Raw genomic sequence first — 21,223 nt, forward strand, 5'->3', positions numbered from 1 at the left:
TCACTTTTAATTATATATGACTAGGTAATTCAAAAGAGAAATGCCGAATAATAAAAAATATGGATTGTATTGTAAAATATCTCGCAATTTATTTTTTGTTACGAAAAATAAATAACTAATTTTAAATAAGTTACAATTTTTTAGTTCACAATGTTATGAGGTTGTTGTATAATGAAGGGGAAAATAGAATATCGGTCTATCTTCGGGGCAGGGTGAAAATCCCGACCGGCGGTGATGAACTATTTATGATTTTGTTCTAAGCCCGCGAGCCGTTAAGGCAGGATTTGGTGTGATTCCAAAGCCGACAGTATAGTCTGGATGGGAGAAGATGGAGGTTCAAGCGTTCAAAAAAGATATGGATTTGAACGTCTGTTTGATGTGCCTTAAATTCTCCCTTTGTGTAAAACACAAAGGGTTTTTTCGTTCTATGAAAAAATAGGCATAGCAGAACCTTTCCACTTTCCATGAGATGATCGATGGAAAAGGAGAGAGAAAGATGAAACAAAAAAACAGTGTAGTGCAGATGGTGAGTGTAGCGATGCTAAGTAGTATTGCATATTTACTAATGATGTTAGACTTCCCGTTCCCAGGGCTTCCGCCATTTTTGAAAATTGATTTTAGTGATGTACCAGCTCTAATTGCAGCAATTATCTTTGGACCAGTAGCAGGAGTGATTGTAGAGGCGATAAAGAACATTTTACATTACGGGATTCAAGGAAGTTTAACGGGAGTACCAGTTGGAGAAATTGCAAACTTTATTGCAGGATGTTTATTTATTGGACCAGCAGCTTTCTTATTTAGAAAGTATCGTACTGTGAAGAGTTTAACTACAGGATTAATGCTAGGGACAATTACAATGGCACTTATTATGAGTGTATTAAACTACATCATCATATTCCCGGCTTACACTTGGTTTTTAAATTCACCGGCTATGTCTAGCGAAGCTATAAGAACAACGGTTGTAACGGCAATCTTACCATTTAATTTAATTAAAGGGATTGTTGTAACAATTGTATTTGTAGCATTATTCTCACGCCTGAAAGTATGGGTGTTTGCAAAAATGAAAAATGCATAATATATATTAAAACCATTAGTAGTGTGAAACTACTAATGGTTTTTTATTAAGGAAAATAAAATTTAGATACAAAAAATGCCCCTCATCAATATGAGGGGCATTTTTTGAAGTTAATAAAAGACTATTCGAATTTTAAAGCGTCTCCGTCGAATGATTCGTCAGCAACTTTAATTGAGTCAGTTGGACAGCCTTCGAATGCATCCATCATATCTTCAATTAATACATCTGGAATTTCAACGATACCTTGGTTATCATCTAATGTTACAAATGCAATACCTTCATCATCATAGTCATAAATGTCTGGTGCAGCAGCGCCACAAGCACCACATGCAATACAAGTATCTTTATCAACGATTGTATATTTTGCCATCTTTTTTCCCTCCTGATAATATGTATGTGAAAAGCTCGCCATAAAAATTATAACCTTATTGTAAAACGGTTTGTAAAACTTTTCAACATAAAATTATAATGATAATGCTTATCAATTAGAGTGTCAACTTATTTTTGAATTATGTCATAAGATTTTCAAAATACGTAAATATGATTTCGTTTGATACAATAGAATATATACAAGTATATAGTTCTTATATGATAAGTTTAATGAGCGAAAGTAGATAGTGTAATTGTACTGAAAAGAATGAAGTTAAGATTGGAAGGTGGAAGCGGTCATGCAAATACAATATACTTTGTTGCATTGTTTAAAACAATTGAATGGTGAAAGAACCGTTTCTTCTATTTATTATTTACTAAAGGGCAAACGTTCTTCGCAAACTTTACAAGATGGAAATATGTTCCGAATTTCTTTTTTGTTCGGAATATACAAATCGTTGAATAGAAATGACTATGATGGTGAAGTTGCAAAGTTGTTGCAAGCGAATTTTATTCAAGAAATACATGAAAATACATATGTGTTAACACCTACGGGTAAAATGCAGTTACATAAATGGGAGGAAGTTTATGCTTTTCCGGCGCATTTGCATGGTTTACATTATGGTGAATTAGGTGAAACATTTTGGAAAAGATTATCATTAATTATTCAAACTATATCAAATTTACAACAGAATAATACGAAGTTTATCCCAATTCAGCAAGATACAGAAATAATGATGTGGGTGAAACGTTTTCTAACAGGAATACCATATAAGAGAAGTGAGTTGGCGAGAAAACTATGGACGGAAGTACATAATCTTTTAGAAAAGAGCAATACGATAGAAGCGACGATTGTAACATATCGGCTAACGGGTTATGAACGTATTGGTTGTACATTGCAACAATTAGCAGAAATTACGAAACAAGATATATTCAGGGTGTATTTTTTATTTTGGGGTACAATGCATTTCTTTATACAAGAAGTTCGTGATAAAGAAAATGAATTTCCACTATTAGCTGAAATTATATCTTATCCAAATGAGAGAGCTGAATTATTTAGTTTATCGACGAAAAAAACATATAATTTTTGGAGACAAGGACGTTCTTTAGAAGAAATAGCGACGATTCGGAATTTAAAGGTTGCAACGATAGAAGATCATTTTGTTGAAATTGCTTTGCGAGAAAAAGATTTTTCTATTGAAATGTTTATGGAAAAAGAAAAGATAGACAAAGTAATAAAAGTAATTGAAGCATTGCAAACGCGGAAGTTACGTGTTTTGAAACAAGCGGTTGGAGAAGATATCTCTTATTTTGAAGTTCGTCTTGTATTAGCGCGGATGGAGGGTGTAAATGAAACTTGAAGAATATTTATATAAGTGGTTTGGATATTCTGAATTTCGTCCAGGTCAAAAAGGAGTTATTACAGATTTATTAGAAGGAAAAGATGTGATAGCGATGCTTCCGACTGGAAGAGGGAAATCTATGTGCTATCAGTTTCCGGGGCTTATGCGAGAAGGAACAGTGCTTGTTGTATCACCGTTATTATCTTTAATGGAAGATCAAGTGACACAATTAAAGTATGTTGTGAAAAACCGAGTAATAGCATTTAATAGTTTTCGGACATTAAATGAAAAAAGAGAAGCGATGAAAAAATTATCTTCATATAAATTTATTTTTGTTTCACCAGAGATGTTACAGTCGGAGTTATTAATTAGAGAATTGAAGAAAATTCATATTTCATTATTTGTTGTTGATGAGGCTCATTGTATTTCTCAATGGGGTTATGATTTTAGACCAGACTATAAAAAACTAAATGTAGTTATTGAAAATATTGGTTCTCCTACAGTATTAGCATTGACAGCCACAGCGACAAAAGGGGTACTGCAGGATATCGCAAATAGTTTAAATTTAAAGGGTGCCGCGGAACATGTATACTCTATTGACCGTCCTAATATTGCAATGGATGTGCAATTTGTAGAGACGATAGAAGAAAAGAAAGAGGCGCTTTTAGAGCAGGTGATGTATTTACAAGGGCCGGGGATTGTATATTGCTCAAGTAGAGCGTGGACAGAAAGGTTAACGGAATACTTGAGAGGGAAAGGTGTTACTGGTGTAGCTTTTTATCATGGTGGTATGGAACATGAAGAGCGTATGTTAATTCAACAGCAGTTTATGAACGATCAATTGCAACTTGTAATATGCACAAGCGCATTTGGTATGGGGGTAAATAAGGCGAATACGCGATATATTATTCATTTTCATTATCCAACTAATATAGCTTCTTACTTACAAGAAATCGGAAGAGCTGGAAGAGATGGCGAACCGAGTATAGCTATTTTATTATGTAGTCCGTTGGATCATGATTTACCAATTTCAATCATTGAGGATGAATTGCCAAGTAAGTCACAAATACAATTTTTATTTTCTTTACTACAAGAAAGAATGTTTCAAACGAAAGAATTACCAATAGAAGATGTAGAAGAAATTTGTTATAATGCAGCAAGATTTAATGAGCAATATTGGCGTTTCGTTCGTTATCATCTCGAACAGGTTGGAATTATACAACAACGAAGATTATTATTAGAAGGTTTGTCAGATGAAATCATGAACCGATTAATAGCTGAAGTAGAAATAAGGTTGCGTAATAAATATAGTGAGCTAGAAAATATGAAGTCATGGATACAAGTTAAAGGATGTAGACGTGAATATGTGCTGCAACAGTTCGGTTATAGGAAAGAGCAAGAGTTAATTAATTGCTGCGATTATTGCGGTATTACAAAAGAAGATTATAAAAAAAGACGAGCGCAACAATCGGATTTCGACTATAATTGGGAAACAGAGTTACAAAAGCTTTTCGGCCTAGAAAAGATGGAGGAATGATGAACATTCAAAGGCATAATGTTGAAGATATGAGTCCGCAGGAAATAAGGCTGAATCTATATATAACACAGTTAATTATTATCGGTATTGGCTGTTTACTGGCATATATATTATTTCAAGATGTAAAAGAAGTCTTTAATTTATGGAAGTGGGAACCAGTATCTATACTTATTATAGGTGGTTTGTTAGCGATTGGTATTGTGTTATTAGATTATGTTGCAATGCGAGTGTTTCCGGAGTCTTGGTTTGATGATGGTGGTATTAACGATAAGATGTTTCGAGGAATGTCCGTTCTGCATTTACTCGTTATTACGTTCTTAATTGGTTTTGCAGAAGAATTTTTATTTAGAGGTGTAGTACAGACTCATTTTGGAATTGTAATTGCGAGCTTCGTATTTGCAGTGTTACATATTCGTTATATAACAAAGCCATTTTTGTTTTGTTTCGTCTGTTTCATTAGTTTTGTCTTTGGTTATGTATTTGAATGGACAGGAAATTTGTTTATAACAATCTTTGCACACTTTCTTGTTGATTTTATAATGGGACTCCAATTAAGAAAATAAATGGAAGGTGGTGGTGAACAACATGAGGAAACGAATTCCTGATTTTGAAGAGGAATTAGAAGTTGAGCGAGTGGAAGAAAAAGAAAGTTTACCGCCGCGTAGTGAAATTCATAGAAATAAAGAAAAAAAACAAAAGTTTAAAATAAATCACATTTTCGTCCGGGTTTTAACATTTCTATTCATTCTGCTGCCAATTAGTATTTTGTGGTATACGGATAAATATATTCAGGTGAAGGGTGATAGTAATAATGCCGGAAAAAGTGCGTTTGAAGTAATCTTCTTTGATTCAGCTAAATCTGAGTCACAGAAACATTCTGAAAAAGTAATAACGCATACTGTGAAAGAGGGAGAAACTTTAGAAAGTATAGCGAAGCAATATTTTTCAGATGGAAATGGAATTGAAGTAATTAAAAAGTATAATAACTTGCAAGAAGATGAAGTGAGTGCAGGTCAAGAATTAAAAATTCCGATAAAAGATAAGTCCACAAAGCAAGAAAGCTAGTGAGTTAAGCGATCACAGTTTGTTATAAAAGCCTAGGATTATCTTTATGAGGAGGGGAGTCAAAAATATGATATGGATTATATTATTCAGTACTCTCATAGGCATGGGGATTTTATTGCTTCTTGTGATGTATAAAGAAGCGATGCGTAATACGGTGTTGGAACATACTTTAGTATTTAAAGAATTTCCGAAAAGTTTTCAAAAAGTAAATGTGTTTTTTATTTCTGATATTCATAGAAGAGTCATTTCGAATTTGTTAATTGAACAAGTAAAAGGAAAAGTAGATCTCGTAATTATCGGAGGAGATTTAGCGGAGAAAGGTGTCTCTTTATCAAAAATCTCTGCGAATATTCAAAAGTTAAGAGAGATAGCTCCTGTATATTTTGTGTGGGGAAACAATGATTATGAGATAGAATATCATGAATTAGATGCGTTATTATTAGAAAATAACGTAAAAGTTTTAGATAATACAAGAGTGGTATTTGAGTCTGAATTAGGCGAGAAAATTTGTTTGCTCGGTATAGATGATGTCGGATTGCACCGTGATCGTCTAGATTTGGCATTGGCGGATTGTAAAGAAGATGGTTTTCGTATCCTAGTTAGTCACAACCCTGATATAATAAAAAAAATGTCTGGAAATGAACAGATTTCACTTGTCTTAAGTGGACATACGCATGGAGGGCAAATCCGATTATTCCCATCTAAAAAATATTTAAAAGGTGGCGTATATAACCATTTAAATACGATTCTCTTTGTTAGTAATGGGTATGGAACAACATTGATACCACTTCGTTTCCGAGCACCTGCTCAAACACACATCATTACATTGTGCGGAGGGAAATGATGCCAACTCTTAATGGGAAATACAATATAAAAGCCGTTTCGAATATAATTGGAGTTCAGCCGAGTACGCTTCGTGCATGGGAAAGACGATATCAAATTATTGCCCCAAAGCGGAATCAAGCTGGGCATCGTTTATATACAGAAGAGCATATTCAAATTTTAAAATGGTTAATGGAAAAAGTTTCTTCCGGTATGATGATTGGACAAGCAGTTCAATTATTAGAAGAGAATCGTTTGCAGAGTACAGTTCAAAAAGAGATACATTTCGATAAAGAAGTTGTTTTAGTGGACGATTTGCTACAAGCTTTGTTAAAATTTGATGAAATTACAATTGCTGCATTATTAAACGAAGCTTTTAGTATATATTCAACAGAGAAGGTTGTTGCCAGTATTGTTCTTCGAGTGACAGACAAATTATTAACGTCAAAAAATAATAATGAGATTTCAATGGTGCAATTTCAATATGCACTATCATTTTTACAAACGCGTCTAGGGATGGTGTATCACAATGCCTCAATGTTTTCCTCTTTACACAAAGTTATTGTGTTAGAAAAGGATGCATTGAAAGGATTTATTTTTTCAACTTATTTACGCTTAAAAGGATATGAGGCGATATATATTAGGACAAGCTTAGCTGAAGATGGTATGTTATCAGCGGTAGAGGAAATACAGCCGAAATATGTATTTGTATCTTTTGCTGACGAACAAGAAATGAAAAAGACGATGAACTTTATAAATTTATTACAAGAAAAAAGGGAATCTCTTTCAGTTGGATTTATCGGAAAGCTAGGCGTTCTAAACCAGTTGGACATTGAAACAATCTTAATTGGTGATACGAAAGAAGAATGGGATGGATGGTTAAAAATGTCGGAATAGTTGTTCGAAAAGAACCATCTATTTTCTATTTCATATAATAAAAATTAGATGCATTGGTTACGTAGGGAGGGTATGAGATGAGGCTGGAACGATTAAATTACAATAAGATAAAAATTTTTCTAACATTTGATGATTTATCTGAACGAGGATTAACGAAAGAAGATTTATGGAGAAATGCACCGAAAGTACAGCAATTATTTCGTGATATGATGCAAGAAGCAAATAAGGAATTAGGGTTTGAAGCAGATGGTCCGATTGCAGTTGAAGTGTTTTCTCTACAAGCACAAGGAATGGTTGTAATTGTAACGAAAGAAAATCAAGAAATGGATACAGATGATGAGTTCCGTGACGAGTTTATTGAAATGCAAGTGACTCTAGATGAAAGTGAGCATATATTATATGAGTTTGCTACGCTAGATGACGTAATTAACCTGTCGAATCGCTTATATAACCTTGGTGTAACTGGCGGAAAGCTATATACGTGGGATGAGCGCTTCTATCTTTGGGTGGAAGAAGAGGAACAAATTCAATTGTTAAAGGCGGATTTTATAGCTATTTTAGCGGAATACGGTAATCCGTCTACAGCAACCATTTATCGCATCATGGAGTACGGTAAAGAATTAATGGATGTTAACGCGATAGAGCAAATACACAATTACTTTGTGAAAAAACAAAACCTCAGCTAATACAACATAGCTGAGGTTTTGTTTTTATTTGGAGAAGGGAAGGGATGATTGTAAATACTCGAACATACTTTTTGAAAATAAAATATGCAGTTTTATAGGAGTGTGGTTGATGAAAATAAAAAACATTTAAATATTTAAGTATTTTACTTTTCTAAAAGTAATAAAAGGACTATAATAATAGTGAAAACGCTTGCAACAGAAAATAGTTTGTATATATTTGTTAGCGTTTTCTATTGCATTCCAAATTTAAGGGTGTATACTAGGCAATGAAGGTTTACTAAACAAGTGAAATTACAGGGGGTTTACTTACTATGGTAGCCGAAAAGGGAACTCAAACAAAAACACAACAACAAAGGGAACAACATTTTGAACTATTGAATTCAACACAAATTGTTATTAGTGAAGCGTTAGAAAAATTGGGTTATCCAAACGAAGTATATGAATTATTAAAAGAACCAATTCGTATGATGACAGTGAAAATACCAGTTCGTATGGATGACGGGACTGTTAAAATATTTACAGGATATCGTGCACAACATAATGATGCTGTTGGTCCAACGAAAGGTGGGATTCGCTTCCATCCGAATGTAACAGAAAATGAAGTGAAAGCACTTTCAATCTGGATGAGTTTAAAATGTGGTATTGTTGATTTACCATATGGTGGAGGTAAGGGTGGAATTATTTGTGATCCACGTGAAATGTCATTCCGTGAGTTAGAAAGATTAAGCCGCGGTTATGTACGAGCAATTAGCCAAATCGTAGGACCGACGAAAGATATTCCAGCTCCAGATGTATTCACAAACTCTCAAATTATGGCATGGATGATGGATGAGTATAGCCGTATTGATGAATTTAATTCACCAGGATTTATTACAGGTAAACCGCTTGTATTAGGTGGATCACATGGACGTGAAACAGCAACAGCGAAAGGTGTAACAATTTGTATTCGCGAAGCTGCGAAAAAACGTGGCATTGATATTAAGGGTGCACGCGTTGTTGTTCAAGGATTCGGTAATGCTGGTAGCTTCTTAGCTAAATTTATGCATGATGCAGGTGCGAAAGTTATTGCAATCTCAGATGCTTACGGCGCGTTACATGATCCAAATGGATTAGATATTGATTATTTATTAGACCGTCGTGATAGCTTCGGTACAGTAACAAAGCTATTTAACAATACAATTTCAAACAAAGAATTGTTAGAACTTGATTGCGATATTTTAGTTCCAGCTGCAATTGAGAACCAAATTACAGAAGAAAATGCTAATGATATTAAAGCGAAAATCGTTGTTGAAGCTGCAAATGGTCCAACAACATTAGAAGCGACTAAAATTTTAACAGATCGCGGAATTTTACTTGTTCCAGACGTGTTAGCAAGTGCTGGTGGTGTAACAGTATCTTACTTTGAGTGGGTACAAAATAACCAAGGTTACTACTGGACTGAAGAAGAAGTAGAACAACGTTTAGAAAAAGTAATGGTAAGATCATTTGATTCTATTTATGAAACAGCACAAGTTCGTAAAGTGAACATGCGCTTAGCGGCGTACATGGTTGGTGTTCGTAAAATGGCTGAAGCAAGCCGCTTCAGAGGTTGGGTATAAAATATTATATCTTGAGAAAACGTGATTTCCTTTCGAGGGAATCACGTTTTTTTGTTGAAGTATTAAATGAGGTGTTGTATATGGAGAATAAAATGCTGGAGCGAGTAGAACAATTAGAAGAAAAGGTTAAGAGGTTAGAGGGAGAACTCGCAAGAACGATGAAAGCTCGAAAAATAAGTACCATTCGGATGTTCGGGGAAGGGCTACTGTTTCTGATATTTGGTGTGGTTGTAGTAGGGCCGATTATTGCCGTTGTAATCTCAATTTTTACTTGGCTTGCTGAAAAATAAAATAAAAATAAAAAAAGAACGCTTGTTCTATACGAACAAACGTGCTATACTCTCCTTAGATAAACAAAACGGAAATGATTTTAAGGAGAGATAAATGATGAAAATGACAGTAGACCAAAGATTTATGATGCCAGCAGATGTTGTAGAGCGAGTGGAAGTATTACGAAACAAACAAAGCAAGCGTGGCACATTATTACAATCGGTAAATAAATTTTTCGGTTTAGATACGAAAGAAGATTGTGTTTGGTTTTACGGTTTTTATGGAGTGGCTGTAAGTATCTTGTTGTTTATGGTGTTCACTTCAAATATTTTCGATTTTCTCTTCGCGTAAGAAATATGCGATAAGGACATTGCTACCGAATACATATATAAGGAAGTAAGGTAATCTTCTAGAGCGGGAGTTGGTAGCAATGGCGATGTTTCCTATAGAGCGCAATTATATTGGATATGGAAGTTCACGACCGGGGATTCCTCTGACTAAAGTGAGATTTATCGTAAGCCATGATACAGGGAATCCTGGAAGCAATGCGATAGGGAATCGAGATTACTTTAATGAATTACAACCGAAAGCTTCGGCGCATACATTTATAGATGATAAAACAATATTGGAGATTATTCCTATAAATGAAGTTGCGTATCATGTTCGATATGGTGTGCCGACGGATAATGACTTATATGGCTATGACGCAAATAAGGCGGCCATTGGAGTGGAACTTTGTTATGGTGGCGATGTTAACTTTTGGGAAGCGTATAATCGTTTTACATGGTATCATGCGTATTTATGCCAAAACTTTGGCTTAAATCCGAAAAAAGATATCGTGTCACATAAAACGCTTGATCCAGCTAGAAAGATTGATCCTGAGAATGTATTAGGGAAACAAGGTATTAAATTTCAGCAGTTTTTAGCAGATGTCTATCGGATGTACGTTTCGTTTAGATGACAAATATATGAAAAATGAATACAATAAAGATAGGTGCCTACTGCTGTAAGTAGGTTTTTTCTTGTTTTTATAAATAGTGCATTGGTAGAAGACTAGGAGTGGACGAGTATGCAGAAAGAAACAGTTATTATAATCGGAGGCGGTCCGTGCGGATTAGCGGCTGCAATTTCGTTGCAAAAGGTAGGGATAAATCCGTTAGTAATTGAAAAAGGAAACATTGTAAATGCCATTTATAATTATCCAACTCATCAAACATTTTTCTCTTCTAGTGAAAAATTAGAAATTGGTGATGTAGCTTTTATTACAGAAAATCGTAAGCCAGTTCGAAATCAAGCGCTTGCGTATTATCGTGAAGTAGTAAAACGTAAATCTGTACGTGTAAATGCTTTTGAGCGAGTGGAGAAAGTTCAAAAAGATGGAGAAGTTTTTCAGGTTGAGACGACAAAGCGTGACGGAAGTAAGGAAATGTATATAGCGAAATATATTGTTGTAGCAACTGGATATTATGATAATCCAAATTATATGAATGTTCCAGGTGAGGAATTGAAGAAAGTAGCTCACTATTTTAAAGAGGGGCATCCTTATTTTGATCGAGATGTAGTAGTTATAGGTGGGAAAAACTCGAGTGTAGATGCCGCGTTAGAACTTGTTAAATCTGGTGCACGTGTAACGGTACTGTATCGTGGAAGTGAGTATTCACCAAGCATAAAGCCTTGGATTTTGCCGGAATTTGAGGCGTTAGTACGAAACGGTACAATTCAAATGCATTTTGGAGCTCATGTGAAAGAGATTGCTGAGCATACATTAACGTTTACAGTTGATGGTGAAGCTTTTACAATCCAAAACGATTTTGTATTTGCGATGACTGGTTATCATCCTGATCATAGCTTCTTAACGAAGATGGGTGTTCAGATTGATGAAGAAACAGGACGTCCAATTTATACAGAGGATAGAATGGAAACGAATGCTGAAAATATTTTCATTGCAGGTGTCATTGCTGCTGGAAATAATGCAAATGAAATATTTATCGAGAACGGTAGATTTCATGGAGATGCGATTGCGCAAACCATTGCATCAAGAGAAAAATAAAAAGGAGCTGTCGGGAAAATCTCGACAGCTCCTTTTTATTCGTGCATAAACATATTTTGAAGGGATTCATGGGAATTTGTATTCTCTAATGCAACAAGTAATTTAATGCGTGCTTTTTGTGCATTTAAGCCGTATGTGAATACAATGCCCATATCTTTTAAGTGTTTACCGCCACCTTCATACGAATATACGTCTTGAACGATACCGTTGAAACAGCGAGAAACTAATACGACAGGAATACCTTTATTTAATAATCTTTCTAGGCTAGGTAGTGTTCTTGGAGGGAGATTACCTTGTCCAAGAGCTTCGATAACAATGCCGTCTACAGGAAGATTTTCGATTGCTGCTAATAATGTATCATCCATGCCAGCATATGCTTTTAGAACAACTACATTTTTAGACACTTTGTTTATCGTATATGATTCGCGATGTACTAAAGCGTGATGGAAGACAACGCCGCGTTTTGTTACCATTCCAATTGGTCCGTATTGTGGACTTTGGAATGTTGCGACATTACTTGTATGTGTTTTCGTTACATTTGTAGCGCAATGAATTTCGTCGTTTAATACGACTAAAACACCTTTTTCTGCAGCTTCATCACAACTAGCAACTTTTACAGCTGATAAGAAGTTATATAGACCATCAGCACCTAACTCATTGCTAGAGCGCATTGCACCTGTCACTACGATCGGAATAGTTGCTTGTACTGTTAAATCTAAGAAATAAGCTGTTTCTTCTAATGTATCCGTACCATGCGTAATAACTACGCCATGAATGTTGTCTTGTTTTACTCTTTCATCAATGATGACTTGTAATTGTAACATTTCGCTCGGTGTCATATGAGGAGATGGTAGATGGAACACATCTTCAACGATTAAATCAACATCGCCTTCTAAATCAGGAATGAATTTTAAAAGAGGATTTTTTTTACCTGGTTGTACGACCCCAGTTTCTTTATCTTCCTCCATTGCAATTGTTCCACCTGTGTGTAAAACTAGGATTCTTTTCAATGCTTATACCCCTTTCAAGTAAAAAAATACATTTAGAACATAACATGTTTTGAGTAAATTCGACAATGGAAATGTATAAAAGTATGCCTCGAAAATGACAATAAAATTAACTGCTATATGTACGATGTATAAAATTACGAAACGAAATGTGCAAATATAGTATAGGAGGGAGAAATTACGGTGAAAAAGATGGAGAGAATTTTTATTCGTATATTAATAATACAATTCATTTGTCTTTCTGTTGTACAATTGTTATTTATACATAAGTCATCAGTGAAATATTTATCTAAAATTGTTTATTATGAGGGTGTTATGGTAAAAAACAAAGTGGAAATCTTGCAGGTGAATCGGTAGTTTTCATTTTCTTCTATGAAGGATTATGCTACAATAATTGAGGATTTAATGACGCGAAGCAAATGAGAAGAAGCAGGGTGAACACCTGCTTTTCGTTTTGTTTTATAAGTGAAAAAATGAGGTGTTACAATGGATAAACGAATTTCGATTGCTATAGATGGTCCAGCAGCTGCAGGGAAAAGTACAGTGGCAAAAGTTGTTGCGAAGGAACTTTCTTATGTTTATATTGATACAGGCGCAATGTACCGTACGCTTACATATGCAGCCCTTGAACAAAAAGTAGACATTGAAAATGAAGAGCAGTTAATGGAAGTTGTAAAGAATGTAAATATTGAGTTTCAGCAAGGAGAAAATACACAGCTTGTATTTTTAAATGGACAAGATGTTTCTGAAGTAATTCGTACACCTGATGTGACGAATCGAGTATCTATTGTAGCGAAACATCGCCTTGTTCGTGAAGAAATGGTACGTCGTCAGCAAGAGTTAGCGAAAAAAGGTGGCGTTGTAATGGACGGCCGTGATATTGGTACACATGTATTACCGGATGCTGAAGTGAAAATCTTTATGCTTGCTTCTGTTGAAGAAAGAGCGGAAAGAAGGCATTTAGAAAATTTAAATAAAGGTTTCGATTCTAATTTAGAGCAGCTAAAAGAAGAAATTGCTCAGCGTGATAAATTAGATTCAGAACGCGAAGTTTCTCCACTAAAAAAGGCTGATGATGCATTGGAATTAGATACGACTTCTTTATCAATTGAAGAAGTTGTCCAAAAAATTATGAGCATTGTTTCTGGAGTGTTTGCGAAATAAAGAAAGGGGATAATCCTCTTTCTTTTTTTGTTTAAATAGAAATGTAAAGGATACGTGAATTGTGAGTCTCTTTCCTTGACAAATGAGCTGATTTGTAAGAAGTTAGTTAAAGAGGAATAAAACTGTCAGAATATATTCGCTATTATATTTCAAAACATACTTTTTTCAAGCTGGTTTTGCTGTATACTATTTATATAGGTTTAATATATTTTCTTGTGAATGTTATTGAAAAAGAGTATGTGATGAGAAATTCTTAAACATGCAAATGAAAACTTTGTTTTCATTTCGTATATACATAAAAAATGCTTTGTCAATTCTGTAGGGAGGTATTTCCATGGTAGAGAAAATGAATGAAGAAGTTATGGATTCAAAAGAATTACAAGTTGGTGACGTTGTTACAGGTTCTGTAACGAAGGTTGAAGAGAAACAAGTGCTTGTAAATGTTGGATACAAAACAGATGGCGTAATTCCAATTAGTGAATTAGCTAACGTTCATATTGAAAAAGCAAGCGATGTTGTAGAATTAGATCAAACACTAGAGTTAAAAATTATTAAATTAGAAGAAGATGATCTTGTCTTATCTAAACGTGCTGTTGATGCAGAAAAAGCATGGGTAGAACTACAAGAGAAATTTACTTCTGGTCATGTATTTGATGTTACTGTAAAAGATATTGTGAATGGCGGATTAGTTGTGGACCTTGGTGTTCGCGGTTTTATTCCAGCTTCACTTGTAGAAGTACATTATGTAGAAGACTTTACTGACTATAAAGGTAAAACATTAGCGGTGAAAATTGTTGAATTAGACCGTGAAAAAAATCGTGTAATCCTTTCGCATAAAGCGGTAGTAGAATTAGAACTAGATTCTAAGAAAAAAGAAGCAATTTCTTCATTAAAAGAAGGGGACGTTGTTGAAGGAACAGTACAACGATTAACTGACTTTGGCGCATTCGTTAATGTTGGTGGAGTGGACGGTTTAGTTCACATTTCACAAATTTCACATGAACGTGTAGAGCAACCTTCTGAAGTGTTAGAGCAAGGTCAAAAGGTTAAGGTAAAGGTGTTATCTGTTGATGCTGATACACAACGTATTTCTTTATCAATTAAAGCAGCTCAACCAGGACCTTGGGAAAACGTTGCTGGCGAAATAAAAGCTGGAGATATTCGTGAGGGAGTAGTAAAACGCCTTGTTACATTTGGTGCATTCGTTGAGGTTTTACCGGGCGTTGAAGGACTTGTACACGTATCTCAAATTGCAAATCGTCACGTGAAAAATCCGAATGAAGTATTGGAAATGGGACAAGAAGTAAAAGTGAAAGTACTTGAAGTTCACGTAGCAGAGAAACGTATTTCTTTAAGTATAAAAGAAGCGCTTGAGGAAAATAATGTAACTGAAGATTATAGTCAGTATGAGCCAAATGCTGATTCTGCTACTTTCCAATTAAGTGATATTATTGGTGAACAACTGAAAAAATTAAAGAAATAATGAGGGGTACAAGTGGTAAGGGCAAAACGTAAATTAGATCATATTGAATACGCTCTTTCTACTGGTCAGTCTCGTATGCATGGCTTTCATGATATTGATTTTGTGCATCAAAGCTTGCCAAATTCAAATTATGACACAATAACATGTGAAACAAAAATCGGCGAACTTTCACTAAGTTCGCCGATTTTTATCAATGCGATGACTGGTGGTGGAGGAGAGAAAACGTTACATATTAATGAGCAATTAGCATATGTAGCGAAACATCATAACCTTGCTATGGCTGTAGGTTCGCAAATGGCGGCGTTAAAAGATGAAAGTGAAGCTGCTTCTTATAAGGTGATTAGAAAGGTAAACCCAAATGGTATTTTCTTTGCTAATTTAGGTAGTGAGGCAACTATCGAGCAGGCAGAGCGCGCCGTTGATATGATTGAAGCGAATGCATTACAAATTCATTTAAATGTCATACAAGAGTTAACGATGCCAGAAGGAGACCGTGATTTTACTGGAGTACTTCAGCGTATTGAGAAAATTGTTTTAAATAGTAAAGTTCCTATCATTGTAAAAGAAGTTGGATTTGGGATGAGTAAGGAAACAATGCAACAGTTAGTGAACGTAGGTGTAACAGCAATTGATATTGGTGGGCAAGGTGGTACAAATTTTGCTGCTGTTGAAAATGAAAGAAGACAGCGAATGCTTTCTTATTTTAATAACTGGGGCATACAAACAGCAACCTCGATTATTGAAGCAACCTCTACAAATAATAACCTCTCTTTTATTGCATCTGGGGGTATACAAACAGCGCTTGACGTAGCGAAAGCGATCGCATTAGGGGCGAATACAACTGCATTTGCTGGTTACTTTTTACGTATTTTAATGCAAGATGGTATCGAGAAGTTAGTGGATGAAATTGAGCTTCTACATACAGATTTGAAATTTATAATGACAGCTCTTGGTGCGAAGACGATAGAAGAGTTGCAATCTGTACCTCTTGTTGTAAAGGGTGAAACATATCATTGGTTAATGCAGCGTGGTATTGATACTGCGCATTATAGTAGGAGATAAAAAATCAACCGTTCGGTTGATTTTTTTTGTTCTATTCTTTTTCGTAATATAAAGTGGAGAATGGGACTAGTATTATATAAAAATATCATTTCGTAAAAATTGCAATTGAAAAAGGACTAAAAAATGTAGATGGTGTGTTGTCGAATTACTGGATAGAACTTAATTTTTAACGGGAATAGGTGAAGGTAAAAAGAAGTAATGGGAGGATATGGTGCGCAAAATATTATTTCAATATAAATAGAAAACATTAAACTGATTATGTAAAAGACGGTTTCGTACAATATCGAAACCGTCTTTTTGTATTAATTAGTGCTGGTTTTGTTTTCGAGCCTGTTCTGGTGTATCAAGTCCAGTTGCACCTGGATATTGTAGTGATTGATCACGATCGGATTCAACGCGGCGTGATTCTCGTAGTTTTCGTTCTTGGCGATCTTTACCCATAATGAATAACACCTCCTTGTTAAAAGTGTTGCTGTTATAAGAAAAAACTATGCGTAAATAAAGTGGATTAACTTTCATAAAAAGTTCCCATAATGGAAAACATAGGAGGTGAAGTTGATGGATGGAAGTACTTTTTATTTTGTAGCTTGGATAGGGTGGATCATTGTAACCTTTTTTATGAAAAAGGACCTTATTCGGTGGAAGTTAGGCGCTTGTATACTGATTTTTATAATATGCTCTCCGTTACATGTAACGATTGCCTCATTCGTGGTATCAGTAAATGCTCTTTTACTTTGTATTATTTCTTTTATAGGGATCACGCTATATTCTGTCTGGAAAAAATTATATAGCTTACTTTCGGCACTTATTATTGCAATGTTATATACAAGTTTTCATCTGTTAGAAATATATGATCCGATTTGGATTGTGGTGGATAGAGTGTTTCTGCTAAGTAGTGCTCTTGTGTATGCATCGGTGTTATTGCATGGGGATCGCATATTACGATTATGTTCTCTATATGTAGGGATGTTACAAGGAGAGCTGCTAGTGACATTTATTTTTAGGAAATTGAATTTCCCATATGATTACGGTAGTTTAGCATTTTTTGATATCGTCGCCGTTTCTACATTATTCATGGCAGTATTGTTTTGGAGTGCAAAAGCATCAGTATACATGGAACGGTTTAAGAGAAAAACACGTAAAAGAAAGGCGAGGGTAATACATGACTGAATATACACCAGCCATTTTATGCGGCGTAATAGCGGGGACAGTTACAAGGGTGCTAATGCTTCGGACGGATACGCGGCAATATCCGACGAGGCTGCATGGGAAAATTATTCATATTGCAATGGGGTTAATTGCAGCTGCTTTAGGAGCGATTGCAATCCCGTCTATTTTGAAAAAAGATTTTTCTGCCATTACATTTCTTACGTTAGCAGCGACACAATTTCGTGATGTACGTAATATGGAAAGAAATACGCTTCAACAATTAGATGGGTATGAGCTCGTACCGCGTGGAAATACATACATTGAAGGAATTGCATTGGTTTTTGAAAGTCGCAACTATTTGGCAATGTTAACGTCGTTTGCAACGACGTTTGCGTATATAGGATTCCGTTCATGGATTGCAGGAGTAATTATGGCTATAATCGCATTTTTTATCGCGAAAAAATTAATGTCTGGTAAAAGGCTGCATGATCTTGTTGAAATTGAGCACGTTCCGCTTCGTTTTGAAGGAGCAGGGCTTTATATTGACAATATTTACATTATGAATATTGGATTGCCAGCAAGACAAGAAGAAATTATGAAATATGGTATGGGTTTTATTTTAAAGCCGAAATCAATTGATGCGATGGTTACAATCTCAAATTTAGGGCAACGACAAGCTATTTTACACGATGTTTCAGTAGCGTTAGGGATTTATAGAGATTCTGGTACACCAGCGCTTGTACCGTTAGCAAAGCGTGATTTAGAGGATGGCAGGGTTGGGATTTTTGTACTGCCGCAAGATCAAGATGCAGAGAAAGCGATAGGTGTCATAGGAAATGTACCAACGTTAGAAAGTGCTGTCCATATGTCATCGGAAGCCCCGAAAGGAAGGGGAGATAAGAGATGATGTTAGAAAGTGTTATTCTGGCAGTTATAACAACGACTCCAGAAAAATTTGCAGGTGGTGCTCCTTTATTCGTTTGCGAATCGACAGAGGAACTAGAATTTATTGCAAATAATTTAGAGGCAATTTTAGATGGTATTGCACATCGCTTACAAGAGAATGTATATATTATTGTGAAACATTAGCAACGTGTGTTATAATGTGAGGTGTTTTGATACGTTGAGAAATATTCTGGAATGCAAATCCCTTCTTGCACAAAGAAGGGTTTTTTACATAATAAACAGAAGCAAGTTGAAAGGATGAAAGTATATGCCGAAACCAGTAATAGCGATAGTAGGTCGCCCGAACGTAGGGAAATCTACTATTTTCAATAGAATTGTTGGAGAAAGAGTTTCAATCGTAGAAGATATTCCAGGTGTAACGCGCGATCGTATTTATAGCGCTGGAGAATGGTTAAATCATGAATTTAACATTATTGATACGGGCGGAATTGATATTGGAGACGAGCCGTTTTTGACACAAATTCGTCAACAAGCTGAAGTAGCAATTGATGAAGCGGATGTTATCATTTTTATGACAAACGGTCGTGACGGTGTAACAGCAGCTGATGAAGAAGTTGCAAAAATTTTATATCGTTCAAATAAACCGGTTGTACTTGCAGTAAATAAAGTGGACAATCCGGAAATGCGCAGTGACATTTATGACTTTTATGCATTAGGATTTGGCGAACCATTCCCAATTTCAGGTACACACGGATTAGGATTAGGTGACTTACTAGACGAAGCTGCACAACATTTTCCAAAGATTGAAGAAGACGGATATGATGAAGACACAATTCGTTTCTCTTTAATTGGACGTCCAAACGTAGGGAAATCATCACTTGTAAATGCTCTTCTTGGTCAAGAGCGTGTAATTGTTAGTAATGTAGCAGGAACAACTCGTGATGCTGTCGATACACCATATAGTAAAGATGGAAAAGATTATGTAATTATTGATACAGCTGGTATGCGTAAAAAAGGAAAAGTGTATGAAAGTACAGAAAAATATAGTGTACTTCGTGCGCTAAGAGCGATTGAACGTTCTGACGTTGTTTTAGTCGTTTTAGATGGTGAAGAAGGAATTATTGAGCAAGATAAAAAAATCGCTGGATATGCTCATGATTCAGGGCGAGCTGTTGTTATCGTTGTAAATAAATGGGATGCAGTGAAAAAAGACGAGAAAACAATGAAAGCATTTGAAGAAAATATCCGTGCTCATTTCCAATTCTTAGAATACGCACCAATTGTTTTCTTATCTGCAAAAACAAGAAAACGTACACAAACATTAATACCGGTTATCGATGAGGTAAATGAAAGTCATAGTATCCGTATTCAAACGAACGTATTAAACGATGTAATTATGGATGCGGTAGCGATGAATCCGACGCCAACTCATAATGGTAGCCGTCTGAAAATTTTCTATGCAACACAAGTTGCGGTAAAACCACCGACATTTGTTGTGTTTGTAAACGATCCAGAATTATTGCACTTCTCATATGAGCGTTTCTTAAAGAATCGCTTACGTGAATCATTTGGCTTCGTAGGAACACCGATTCACATTATCGCTAGAGCAAGAGACTAATGGAGAGGATGTGATTTTATGACAAAAATCACAGTAGTAGGAGCAGGTAGCTGGGGAACAGCGTTAGCGATGGTATTAGCTGACAATGGACATGATGTACGTATTTGGGGAAATCGCCCAGAACTTATGGATGAAATTAATACGAAACATGAGAATAGTCGATATCTCCCAGGCATTACATTGCCAAGCACAATCGTAGCCTACTCTTCTTTAGAAGAAGCATTAGTAGATGTAAATACAGTACTGCTAGTAGTACCAACGAAAGCGTACAGAGATGTATTACAAGAGATGAAAGAAATTGTTACTGAACCAATTACTTGGATTCATGCGAGCAAAGGAATTGAACCTGGTACGTCAAAACGTATTTCGGAAGTGATTGAGGAAGAAATTCCAGAGCATTTAATTAAAGATGTTGTTGTACTGTCTGGACCGAGTCATGCTGAAGAAGTCGGTTTACGACAAGCGACAACAGTTACGTCTGCAGCAAAGCGTATGGAAGCGGCTGAGGAAGTACAAGATTTATTTATGAATAGTTATTTCCGTGTATACACAAATCCAGATATCGTTGGAGTTGAACTTGGTGGTGCGTTAAAAAATATTATCGCATTAGCTGCTGGTATAACTGATGGTCTTGGATTAGGTGATAATGCAAAGGCGGCATTGATGACACGTGGTTTAACAGAGATTGCTCGTTTAGGAAGAAAAATGGGCGGGAATCCGTTAACGTTTGCTGGTCTAACTGGTATGGGAGACTTAATTGTAACGTGTACAAGTGTTCATAGCCGAAATTGGCGCGCTGGAAATATGCTTGGAAAAGGACACTCTTTAGAAGAAGTGTTAGAAAGTATGGGTATGGTTGTGGAAGGTGTAAGAACAACGAAAGCTGCTCATGAATTGGCAGAGAAAATGGAAGTTGAAATGCCGATTACAGCTGCTTTATATGACGTGCTGTTCAATGGGAATAACGTAAAAGATGCGGTAGGCTCATTGATGGGGCGTGTTCGAAAACATGAAGTGGAAGCTATACCTGATTTACTGTAAAGAAAAGCGACAGAAGTACATTTGTACTTCTATCGCTTTTTTTATTTTTTGGGTCTTTTCACCATTTTTTCATTTTTGCAT

At 35.6% G+C, this 21,223-nt stretch carries 25 protein-coding genes and 1 riboswitch; of the genes, 22 read left to right on the forward strand and 3 right to left on the reverse strand.

Features of this window, described 5'->3' with window-relative positions:
* Positions 1-194 precede the first annotated feature (194 nt).
* A riboswitch (FMN riboswitch) is annotated at positions 195-334 on the forward strand.
* 162 nt (positions 335-496) lie between these two features.
* Positions 497-1,075 carry an ECF transporter S component gene (locus NST86_RS07605; protein WP_000810856.1) on the forward strand — a complete coding sequence of 193 codons (579 nt, stop codon included), beginning with the start codon at positions 497-499 and terminating at the stop codon, positions 1,073-1,075.
* Positions 1,076-1,196: 121 nt separating this feature from the next.
* Here NST86_RS07605 and NST86_RS07610 read toward each other — a convergent pair whose 3' ends face one another.
* On the reverse strand, positions 1,197-1,445 hold the full coding sequence (locus tag NST86_RS07610; RefSeq protein WP_001151993.1) for a ferredoxin: 249 nt from the start codon (positions 1,443-1,445) through the stop codon (positions 1,197-1,199).
* A 298-nt stretch (positions 1,446-1,743) separates the two neighbouring features.
* Between NST86_RS07610 and NST86_RS07615 the strand changes: the two genes are divergently transcribed.
* From NST86_RS07615 to NST86_RS07670, 12 genes are all read left to right on the forward strand, one after another.
* Entirely contained in the window at positions 1,744-2,805 is a 1,062-nt protein-coding gene (locus NST86_RS07615; RefSeq protein ID WP_001167008.1) for a helix-turn-helix domain-containing protein, read from the forward strand.
* Entirely contained in the window at positions 2,795-4,324 is a 1,530-nt protein-coding gene (gene recQ / locus NST86_RS07620; protein WP_000762980.1) for an ATP-dependent DNA helicase RecQ, read from the forward strand. The genes NST86_RS07615 and recQ overlap by 11 nt, the downstream gene beginning before the upstream one ends.
* Positions 4,324-4,887, forward strand: coding sequence for a CPBP family intramembrane glutamic endopeptidase (locus NST86_RS07625; RefSeq protein ID WP_001025780.1), 564 nt, complete (start codon positions 4,324-4,326; stop codon positions 4,885-4,887). Before recQ ends, NST86_RS07625 begins: the two co-directional genes overlap by 1 nt.
* A 22-nt stretch (positions 4,888-4,909) precedes the next feature.
* Positions 4,910-5,389, forward strand: coding sequence for a LysM peptidoglycan-binding domain-containing protein (locus NST86_RS07630; RefSeq protein ID WP_001231553.1), 480 nt, complete (start codon positions 4,910-4,912; stop codon positions 5,387-5,389).
* 67 nt (positions 5,390-5,456) lie between these two features.
* Complete coding sequence (locus tag NST86_RS07635) at positions 5,457-6,233, forward strand: metallophosphoesterase (RefSeq protein ID WP_000637796.1); 777 nt, start codon at positions 5,457-5,459, stop codon at positions 6,231-6,233.
* Positions 6,233-7,108 (forward strand): MerR family transcriptional regulator, encoded by an 876-nt coding sequence (locus NST86_RS07640; RefSeq protein WP_001142651.1) that lies wholly within the window; start codon positions 6,233-6,235, stop codon positions 7,106-7,108. The genes NST86_RS07635 and NST86_RS07640 overlap by 1 nt, the downstream gene beginning before the upstream one ends.
* Before the next feature lie 77 nt (positions 7,109-7,185).
* Entirely contained in the window at positions 7,186-7,794 is a 609-nt protein-coding gene (locus NST86_RS07645) for a genetic competence negative regulator (RefSeq protein WP_001235402.1), read from the forward strand.
* Between the two features lie 311 nt (positions 7,795-8,105).
* Positions 8,106-9,392 (forward strand): NAD-specific glutamate dehydrogenase, encoded by a 1,287-nt coding sequence (gene gudB, locus NST86_RS07650; protein WP_000225173.1) that lies wholly within the window; start codon positions 8,106-8,108, stop codon positions 9,390-9,392.
* Between the two features lie 80 nt (positions 9,393-9,472).
* On the forward strand, positions 9,473-9,682 hold the full coding sequence (locus NST86_RS07655; RefSeq protein ID WP_000428473.1) for a hypothetical protein: 210 nt from the start codon (positions 9,473-9,475) through the stop codon (positions 9,680-9,682).
* A gap of 94 nt (positions 9,683-9,776) precedes the next feature.
* On the forward strand, positions 9,777-10,013 hold the full coding sequence (locus NST86_RS07660; protein WP_001983018.1) for a DUF3961 domain-containing protein: 237 nt from the start codon (positions 9,777-9,779) through the stop codon (positions 10,011-10,013).
* A 79-nt stretch (positions 10,014-10,092) separates the two neighbouring features.
* The gene (locus tag NST86_RS07665; protein ID WP_001240655.1) at positions 10,093-10,623 is read left to right on the forward strand and encodes a peptidoglycan recognition protein family protein; all 531 of its coding nucleotides are present in this window, start codon (positions 10,093-10,095) and stop codon (positions 10,621-10,623) included.
* Between the two features lie 108 nt (positions 10,624-10,731).
* The gene (locus NST86_RS07670) at positions 10,732-11,712 is read left to right on the forward strand and encodes a YpdA family putative bacillithiol disulfide reductase (protein ID WP_001168515.1); all 981 of its coding nucleotides are present in this window, start codon (positions 10,732-10,734) and stop codon (positions 11,710-11,712) included.
* Between the two features lie 35 nt (positions 11,713-11,747).
* Here the strand turns inward: NST86_RS07670 and ansA are convergent, their stop codons facing one another.
* Complete coding sequence (gene ansA, locus NST86_RS07675) at positions 11,748-12,722, reverse strand: asparaginase (RefSeq protein WP_086423864.1); 975 nt, start codon at positions 12,720-12,722, stop codon at positions 11,748-11,750.
* Between the two features lie 180 nt (positions 12,723-12,902).
* Between ansA and NST86_RS07680 the strand changes: the two genes are divergently transcribed.
* The 4 genes from NST86_RS07680 (at position 12,903) to NST86_RS07695 (ending at position 16,428) form a co-directional block, all read left to right on the forward strand.
* Positions 12,903-13,076: a YpfB family protein gene (locus NST86_RS07680; RefSeq protein ID WP_000738057.1), complete on the forward strand. Its 174-nt coding sequence runs from the start codon at positions 12,903-12,905 to the stop codon at positions 13,074-13,076.
* Positions 13,077-13,205: 129 nt separating this feature from the next.
* A complete protein-coding gene (gene cmk, locus NST86_RS07685) occupies positions 13,206-13,883 on the forward strand; it encodes a (d)CMP kinase (protein WP_000361252.1) in 678 nt (225 codons plus the stop codon).
* Between the two features lie 334 nt (positions 13,884-14,217).
* Entirely contained in the window at positions 14,218-15,366 is a 1,149-nt protein-coding gene (rpsA, locus tag NST86_RS07690; RefSeq protein WP_000229561.1) for a 30S ribosomal protein S1, read from the forward strand.
* Between the two features lie 12 nt (positions 15,367-15,378).
* On the forward strand, positions 15,379-16,428 hold the full coding sequence (locus NST86_RS07695; protein WP_227593362.1) for a type 2 isopentenyl-diphosphate Delta-isomerase: 1,050 nt from the start codon (positions 15,379-15,381) through the stop codon (positions 16,426-16,428).
* A 306-nt stretch (positions 16,429-16,734) separates the two neighbouring features.
* Here NST86_RS07695 and NST86_RS07700 read toward each other — a convergent pair whose 3' ends face one another.
* Positions 16,735-16,869: a YpzI family protein gene (locus NST86_RS07700; RefSeq protein ID WP_000513900.1), complete on the reverse strand. Its 135-nt coding sequence runs from the start codon at positions 16,867-16,869 to the stop codon at positions 16,735-16,737.
* A gap of 117 nt (positions 16,870-16,986) precedes the next feature.
* Between NST86_RS07700 and NST86_RS07705 the strand changes: the two genes are divergently transcribed.
* The 5 genes from NST86_RS07705 to NST86_RS07725 all read left to right on the forward strand — a co-directional run bounded on the left by NST86_RS07705 (position 16,987) and on the right by NST86_RS07725 (position 21,142).
* On the forward strand, positions 16,987-17,598 hold the full coding sequence (locus NST86_RS07705; protein WP_000349096.1) for a YphA family membrane protein: 612 nt from the start codon (positions 16,987-16,989) through the stop codon (positions 17,596-17,598).
* Complete coding sequence (locus tag NST86_RS07710; protein ID WP_000141596.1) at positions 17,591-18,484, forward strand: YIEGIA family protein; 894 nt, start codon at positions 17,591-17,593, stop codon at positions 18,482-18,484. The genes NST86_RS07705 and NST86_RS07710 overlap by 8 nt, the downstream gene beginning before the upstream one ends.
* Complete coding sequence (locus NST86_RS07715) at positions 18,481-18,666, forward strand: capping complex subunit for YIEGIA (protein WP_000979058.1); 186 nt, start codon at positions 18,481-18,483, stop codon at positions 18,664-18,666. Before NST86_RS07710 ends, NST86_RS07715 begins: the two co-directional genes overlap by 4 nt.
* Before the next feature lie 124 nt (positions 18,667-18,790).
* Positions 18,791-20,101: a ribosome biogenesis GTPase Der gene (gene der / locus NST86_RS07720; RefSeq protein ID WP_001125893.1), complete on the forward strand. Its 1,311-nt coding sequence runs from the start codon at positions 18,791-18,793 to the stop codon at positions 20,099-20,101.
* An 18-nt stretch (positions 20,102-20,119) separates the two neighbouring features.
* A complete protein-coding gene (locus NST86_RS07725) occupies positions 20,120-21,142 on the forward strand; it encodes an NAD(P)H-dependent glycerol-3-phosphate dehydrogenase (protein ID WP_000161763.1) in 1,023 nt (340 codons plus the stop codon).
* Positions 21,143-21,223 lie beyond the last annotated feature (81 nt).

Source organism: Bacillus sp. FSL L8-0199 (assembly GCF_038005705.1).
Lineage (GTDB): Bacteria > Bacillota > Bacilli > Bacillales > Bacillaceae_G > Bacillus_A > Bacillus_A cereus.